Below are 6,506 nucleotides of genomic sequence, written 5' to 3' on the forward strand. Positions count from 1 at the left end.
AGTAAGCGGCCAACGGAGGGAACGGGGATGAGTGAGCCTTATTTAGGTGAAGTCAAGATCATTTCCTGGAACTATGCACCGCGCGGCTGGGCATTTTGTAACGGCCAGTTGTTGCCGCTTAACCAGAACCAGCCATTGTTCTCACTTCTTGGCACCAGGTACGGCGGCAACGGCCAGACAAATTTTGCCCTTCCGGATATGAGGGGACGTGCGCCGGTTCATACGGGCGGCCCTATCGGTGCAATTGTCGGCGGCCAGGGCGGCGAAGAGTTTCACACGCTCACGCTCGGCGAAATGCCGACACACAACCATTTCGTCAACGCATCGAACACTGCCGGCAACGTCAACAATCCATCCGGCGCGCTGTTGGGGGCGAACGCCAGCCCGATCTATCAGCCGCCTGGCAGCGCGGTGGCTATGGCGAAGGAAAACATCACTTTCGTCGGTGGCGGCCAGCCGCATGAGAACAGATCGCCCTATCTCGTCTTGAATTTCATCATTGCCCTGCAAGGCATATTCCCGTCGCGAAATTAAGAGGACGCTTCGATGAGCCAACCTTTTGTCGGCGAGATCAGGATGTTCGGTGGCAATTTCCCTCCGAATGGCTGGGCGTTCTGCCAAGGCCAGTTGATGCCGATCTCCGAGAACGAAACCTTGTTCAATCTGATCGGTACGACCTATGGCGGCGACGGGGAGGAAACATTCGCCCTGCCCAACCTCGCATCCCGCATCCCCGTCCATGCTGGCAAGGGCCCGCTGGTCAGCCAGACCTATATCATCGGAGAACTGGGCGGGGTCGAATCCGTCACTGTTTCAACCCAACAAATGCCGAACCATTCCCATACCTGGACCGGTTCGTCGAATATCGCCAAGAATCCGGGTCCGTCCGGCGGTGTCCTGGCGACATCGAGCCTGCTGACGCCCTATGTGGGTATCGCACCTGATGGCAACATGGCCGCCGGAGCCATTTCGCCGGCCGGCGGCAGCCAGCCTCACGACAATATGGTGCCGTTCCTCGCCGTCAGTTTCATCATCTCGCTATTTGGCATCTTCCCCCAGCAAAGCTAGAGACTTGCCATGACCAATCCGTTCGTCGCCGAAATTCGAATTTTTGCCGGAGATTTCGCCCCGACGGGGTGGGCGACCTGCGATGGCCAGCTCCTGCCAATCTCGCAGAATACGGCGCTGTTTTCGCTGCTGGGCACAGTTTACGGCGGCGACGGCAAGTCGACCTTCGCGTTGCCGAATATGGCTGGCTCCGCGCCCATGGGGCAAGGACAGGGCAATGGCTTGTCGGAGCGGTTTCTCGGCGAGACGGGTGGCGAAACGTCCATCACCCTTCTGCAAACGGAAATGCCGCAACATAATCATTTTGTCGCGATGTCCACCGAGAGTGGCGCCCAGGGAACTCTTACCGATGCGGTTGTTCTGGGGAAGTCGGGGGGCGGAACGCTGTATCAGAACAACACTTCGCAAAATCTGGTCCAGATGGACCCCCAGGCACTGAGCATGGCGGGCAGTACGTTGCCTCACAACAACCTGCCTCCCTATCTGGCGATGACGTTCATCATTGCCATGCAAGGCGTTTATCCGGCGCGTCCGTAAGCGCCACTCCATGATCCAGCTTCCGATTGTGGACAACGGGCCTGTTATATTTTGCTGGGTGCGCGCGGCGCGGATTGATCTGACGTTCCGCCCGATGGCGGACGCCGATCTGCCGTTCCTGTCGGCGCTCTACGCCTCGACCCGCGCCGAAGAACTTGCCGTCACGCCGTGGAGCGATGCGCAGAAAACGGCGTTCCTCGACATGCAGTTTCAAGCGCAGCACGCGCATTACCAGAAATACTATCCCAACGCCGACTGGCTGGTGATCGAGCAGGCAAGGCAAGATATCGGTCGCCTGTATATCGAGCGCTCGGCGAGCGAGCATTGCATCATAGATATCGCCTTCCTGCCGGCGCATCGCGGCAAGGGGTCTGGCGGTGCGTTGCTCGCCGATCTCATCGATGAGGCCGCCGCCGTCGGCAAGTCGGTCTCGATCCATGTCGAGAAGAACAATCCAGCGCGGCGGCTCTACAAACGCCTCGGCTTCACCGTTGCCGAGGACAAGGGCCTCTACGACCTGATGATCCGTTCGCCGTAAGGGCCGTGCCGGTCGTCACGTGCCGCGATACCAGGAGACGATGGTGAAACGTTCGTTGCGCGTGACCGGGGTGACTTCATGCGTCGTTTCCGAACGAAAGGCGACGAGAGAGCCCGGCAACGCGGGCATGGCAACGCGCAGGCCCGGGCCGCTGTAAGGCCCATGCAGGACCAGCGAGCCGCCTGCATAGCTTTTTGGCGAAGGGTTGTCCGATTGACGGTTGAGAAAGATCACCACCGAGATCTTTCGGAACCGCGACTCGTCGTGAATGAGCGGCGTGTTGCCATCCTGGTGCGGCACAAAGAAATCGCCTTGCCGATAGTGAAGGAACTGAGGTTTCTCGACCTGGCCGAGCAGCAGCCCGAAATGCCGCTCCAGAGCCGCCTTCTGCTGCGCCAACAGGGCACTCACTCGCTCTTCAGTGGCCTGCGAAACATCGGCGCGCACGGTCTTTCGGATCTCCGGCCATGCCATCTTCTGGTCGGCAGGCCCCAGCAGGCCGGCCGGACGGCCCAAGGCCGCCCGAATTTCCGCGCACAGTGCGCTACACGCCGCTCCGTCAAATACGTCCGCAATCTCGATATAGTCGATCATATGTCGAGCCGCCGCGCTGCCAAATCGCCCTGATGGCCGGAGCGTCCCCGTGGCCGATCCGGTCGAAAAAAATCAGTTGAATACCGCCTCGTAAAGCCGCCCTGCCTCATCGGCAGCGATCGGCACGATGAAGATCTCATGGGCGCCGCTTTTGCCGTTGAACCGATAGATAGCCTGCGGCAGCGCCGCGTCGCGCGGCCCCCTGAACAGCAGCGTGAAGCCACCGCCGTCGCGCGGGCTGTTGGCAATGGGCTGCACCGCGCTCAGTTCCATCGTGAGCGTCTGACCGCCGGCTTCGACGGAAAAGCTCTGCCCCTGCTCGAAATCCGAAAGCGATGCCATGCGCCTGCCCTGGTTCGTCTGTCTTTCAGACGGCTCTCTTGAGATGTCTATCCCGTCAGCCAATCTCGCCGCTTCATGGCGTGCTGTCTATAGAGCTCGATCTCCAGAAGTACAAAAGAGCACGATCAAACAAACAGATAGATTTATCTTGGCCACGTAGGGTGAAGCAGCCGTCAACGCGTTGCGCACCGGCAGCCACTGGCCTAAACCGGAATGGTATAAGAGGAGAACACTAGGGATGACTGACGCGAAAACAGACACGGCCCCGGCCGGAAGCACCGCGACCAACGCGCTGCCGCTGTTCTACAAAAAACCCGAGGCGCTCAATCCGCTGCGGCACGGCTCACTCGGCCTTACGGCGCGGGCCGATTTCTCCTTTGCCCGCACCGCGCACGCCATCCCCGTCGTCGCATCGGAAATGCCGGCGGCGATGCGCTCCTATCCGATCGTTTTCATTGGCGACGCCAAGGCGCCTGTCATCATCACCGGTCTGCGCCAGGACCAGAACCTGTTCGTAGGCGCCGACGGCAAATGGGCGGAGCCGCATTACATTCCCGCCTATGTCCGCCGTTACCCCTTCATCCTCGCCGATGAATCGAAAACGACCGGCCGCCTGACCTTGTGCATCGACCGTGCCAGCGAACGCGTCGTCGAGCAGATGCCTTCGTCCAAGGACAGCGACGAGATCGCGCCCTTCTTCGACGGCAACGAGCCGGCCGAGGCCTCGAAGCAGGCGCTCGCCTTCTGCAGCCAGTTCCAGACCGACTTCAATGCGACTCGCGCCATGATCGACAAGATCGACGCGCACGGCCTGTTCGCGCCGCGGCAGAGCAAGGTGACGCTGGAGGGCGGCGAGACCCTCAACCTCACCGACTTTCAGGTGATCGACGAGCCGGCCTTCAACAAATTGAGCGACGAGGCGTTTCTCGATCTCAGGAAATCCGGCGCGCTTGCGCTGCTCTATTGCCATCTCGCCTCGAGCAACAGCTGGACCTCGCTGGTCTTCCAGGCGTCATTGCGGCGAGCTGGCTGACGCGGCCCGCGACGAAAAGCTTCGGCAAGGCGCGGGTTGTTTAAATCAACGGTTCGCGCCTTCGTACGACGATCTCTCCGCCGCTCGAATCATGCTGTTGTCGTGCAGATCGCTTGCCATGACGGGCTGGCGAACTCCCAATGCTCGACGTGTAGCTCTCGCCGAAATGCGCCGAGGCGGCATCACCCCCCGGTTCGCGGACCTGTCAATAAAGTCGAGCACGCCAGCCTTGCTGCCCTCCTCGATCGTTGAATAGCCGGTCGCGGCCATCGATCACGGTCCGAACGCAAAAAGCCCGCGTGAAGCGGGCTTTTTTTGTTGGTTGCGGGGACAGGATTTGAACCTGTGACCTTCAGGTTATGAGCCTGACGAGCTACCGGGCTGCTCCACCCCGCGTCACCTCCAGGGCAAGCTCTTGCTTGCTCCGGACTCTCCAGGGCAAGCTCTTGCCTGCTCCGGATCTGAAGCAAGCGTTTGCTTGCTTATCTGGACGTAAGCCTGGGCCTATGAACAGGATGGCTTACAGATAGGTATATGGCTGACCAAATGAAAGGGCCGCTTGCGCGGCCCGTGATCCCTTGGCGGGCCTTTTCGTAGAGAGAAGATTCAGTTTCATCCGGTTTGCGGATGAGAGTTCAACGTGCGTTTTGCAGACCTGGCAGCGACCTACTCTCCCGCGTCTTGAGACGAAGTACCATCAGCGCTGGAGCGTTTCACGGCCGAGTTCGGAATGGGATCGGGTGCAGCCGCTCCGCCATAACCACCAGGTCGGCAAAACGCACGTTATATCGAGAAGCTGTTTTTTCGTGCCAAGGCGACGTTTGTGTCTAGCTAACGGACAAAGTCCGCAAGCGCGACTGCGCGTCGCCGGTTTTCCGGCGCCCTCGCGGAGCATAGGCCCTGTTAAGGGCCGCTCATGCGTGAGCGCTGGTCAGATCATCGTGTTCACGATGAGCATAAGGAATGAGAACGATCAAGCCGATCGAACTATTAGTACCGGTAAGCTTCAAGCGTTGCCGCTCTTCCACACCCGGCCTATCAACGTGGTCGTCTTCCACGGTTCTCAGGGAATACTCGTTTTAAGGTGGGTTTCCCGCTTAGATGCCTTCAGCGGTTATCCCGTCCGGATATAGCTACCCTGCTATGCGGCTGGCGCCACAACAGGTCCACCAGAGATCCGTCCATCCCGGTCCTCTCGTACTAGGGACAGATCCTTTCAATATTCCTACACCCACGGCAGATAGGGACCGAACTGTCTCACGACGTTCTGAACCCAACTCACGTACCGCTTTAAATGGCGAACAGCCATACCCTTGGGACCTGCTCCAGCCCCAGGATGCGATGAGTCGACATCGAGGTGCCAAACAACCCCGTCGATATGGACTCTTGGGGGTCATCAGCCTGTTATCCCCGGCGTACCTTTTATCCGTTGAGCGATGGCCCTTCCACGCGGGACCACCGGATCACTATGACCGACTTTCGTCTCTGCTCGACTTGTCAGTCTCGCAGTCAGGCAGGCTTATGCCATTGCACTCAGCGAACGATTTCCGACCGTTCTGAGCCCACCATCGCGCGCCTCCGTTACTCTTTAGGAGGCGACCGCCCCAGTCAAACTACCCACCATACATTGTCCCGGACCCGGATAACGGGCCGCGGTTAGACATCCATAGTAATAAGGGTGGTATTTCAAGGGTGGCTCCACCTGAGCTGGCGCCCAGGTTTCAAAGCCTACCACCTATCCTACACATGCCACTACGAATGCCAATGTAAAGCTATAGTAAAGGTGCACGGGGTCTTTCCGTCTAACCGCAGGAACCCCGCATCTTCACGGGGAATTCAATTTCACTGAGTCTATGCTGGAGACAGCGGGGAAGTCGTTACGCCATTCGTGCAGGTCGGAACTTACCCGACAAGGAATTTCGCTACCTTAGGACCGTTATAGTTACGGCCGCCGTTTACTGGGGCTTCGATTCAGAGCTTGCACCCCTCCTCTTAACCTTCCAGCACCGGGCAGGCGTCAGACCCTATACGTCGTCTTGCGACTTCGCAGAGCCCTGTGTTTTTGATAAACAGTCGCTACCCCCTGGTCTGTGCCACCCTCCTCTACTTGCGTAGAAAAGGGTCACGCTTCTTCCGAAGTTACGCGTGCAATTTGCCGAGTTCCTTCAGCATAGTTCTCTCAAGCGCCTTGGTATACTCTACCTGACCACCAGTGTCGGTTTCGGGTACGGTTTATAAGGAGGAGCTATTTCCTGGAACCGCTCCGCTGCCCGTTCAATCCGATAAGATTGGACAACTTGTGCGATCCGTCACTACCTCCAAGCCCACGAATATTAACGTGGTTCCCATCGACTACGCGTTTCCGCCTCGTCTTAGGGGCCGGCTAACCCTGCT

At 58.9% G+C, this 6,506-nt stretch carries 7 protein-coding genes, 1 tRNA gene and 2 rRNA genes (1 of these 10 cut by a window edge); 5 read left to right on the top strand and 5 right to left on the bottom strand.

What is annotated here, in order from left to right; all coding sequences use genetic code 11:
• Nucleotides 1-27 precede the first annotated feature (27 nt).
• From NKK52_RS20910 to NKK52_RS20925, 4 genes are read left to right on the top strand one after another with little or no spacing between them, the layout of a single operon-like run.
• Nucleotides 28-534 (top strand): phage tail protein, encoded by a 507-nt coding sequence (locus tag NKK52_RS20910; protein ID WP_023672955.1) that lies wholly within the window; start codon nt 28-30, stop codon nt 532-534.
• Nucleotides 535-546: 12 nt separating this feature from the next.
• Nucleotides 547-1,068: a phage tail protein gene (locus NKK52_RS20915; RefSeq protein WP_023672956.1), complete on the top strand. Its 522-nt coding sequence runs from the start codon at nt 547-549 to the stop codon at nt 1,066-1,068.
• A gap of 9 nt (nt 1,069-1,077) precedes the next feature.
• Nucleotides 1,078-1,605 carry a phage tail protein gene (locus tag NKK52_RS20920; RefSeq protein WP_023685706.1) on the top strand — a complete coding sequence of 176 codons (528 nt, stop codon included), beginning with the start codon at nt 1,078-1,080 and terminating at the stop codon, nt 1,603-1,605.
• A gap of 10 nt (nt 1,606-1,615) precedes the next feature.
• The gene (locus NKK52_RS20925; RefSeq protein ID WP_023835059.1) at nt 1,616-2,143 is read left to right on the top strand and encodes a GNAT family N-acetyltransferase; all 528 of its coding nucleotides are present in this window, start codon (nt 1,616-1,618) and stop codon (nt 2,141-2,143) included.
• Between the two features lie 15 nt (nt 2,144-2,158).
• Here NKK52_RS20925 and NKK52_RS20930 read toward each other — a convergent pair whose 3' ends face one another.
• Nucleotides 2,159-2,737 carry a 2OG-Fe(II) oxygenase gene (locus tag NKK52_RS20930; protein ID WP_023685705.1) on the bottom strand — a complete coding sequence of 193 codons (579 nt, stop codon included), beginning with the start codon at nt 2,735-2,737 and terminating at the stop codon, nt 2,159-2,161.
• A 72-nt stretch (nt 2,738-2,809) separates the two neighbouring features.
• The gene (locus NKK52_RS20935; RefSeq protein WP_023672960.1) at nt 2,810-3,079 is read right to left on the bottom strand and encodes a DUF6916 family protein; all 270 of its coding nucleotides are present in this window, start codon (nt 3,077-3,079) and stop codon (nt 2,810-2,812) included.
• Between the two features lie 238 nt (nt 3,080-3,317).
• Here NKK52_RS20935 and NKK52_RS20940 point away from each other — a divergent pair, with 238 nt between their 5' ends.
• A complete protein-coding gene (locus NKK52_RS20940) occupies nt 3,318-4,112 on the top strand; it encodes a SapC family protein (protein ID WP_023685704.1) in 795 nt (264 codons plus the stop codon).
• 319 nt (nt 4,113-4,431) lie between these two features.
• Here NKK52_RS20940 and NKK52_RS20945 read toward each other — a convergent pair.
• The 3 genes from NKK52_RS20945 to NKK52_RS20955 all read right to left on the bottom strand — a co-directional run.
• Nucleotides 4,432-4,508 (bottom strand) — tRNA-Met (locus NKK52_RS20945).
• A 257-nt stretch (nt 4,509-4,765) separates the two neighbouring features.
• Nucleotides 4,766-4,880, bottom strand: a 5S ribosomal RNA gene (gene rrf, locus NKK52_RS20950).
• 201 nt (nt 4,881-5,081) lie between these two features.
• A 23S ribosomal RNA gene (locus NKK52_RS20955) occupies nt 5,082-6,506 on the bottom strand; it runs 1,377 nt beyond the window's last position.

The organism is Mesorhizobium sp. C277A (genome assembly GCF_040324395.1).
GTDB lineage: Bacteria > Pseudomonadota > Alphaproteobacteria > Rhizobiales > Rhizobiaceae > Mesorhizobium.

Coding starts and splice junctions, on each gene's coding strand:
- NKK52_RS20910 (WP_023672955.1), top strand. CDS start 28: ATGAGTGAGCCTTATTTAGGTGAAGTCAAGATCATTTCCTGGAACTAT.
- NKK52_RS20915 (WP_023672956.1), top strand. CDS start 547: ATGAGCCAACCTTTTGTCGGCGAGATCAGGATGTTCGGTGGCAATTTC.
- NKK52_RS20920 (WP_023685706.1), top strand. CDS start 1,078: ATGACCAATCCGTTCGTCGCCGAAATTCGAATTTTTGCCGGAGATTTC.
- NKK52_RS20925 (WP_023835059.1), top strand. CDS start 1,616: ATGATCCAGCTTCCGATTGTGGACAACGGGCCTGTTATATTTTGCTGG.
- NKK52_RS20930 (WP_023685705.1), bottom strand. CDS start 2,737: ATGATCGACTATATCGAGATTGCGGACGTATTTGACGGAGCGGCGTGT.
- NKK52_RS20935 (WP_023672960.1), bottom strand. CDS start 3,079: ATGGCATCGCTTTCGGATTTCGAGCAGGGGCAGAGCTTTTCCGTCGAA.
- NKK52_RS20940 (WP_023685704.1), top strand. CDS start 3,318: ATGACTGACGCGAAAACAGACACGGCCCCGGCCGGAAGCACCGCGACC.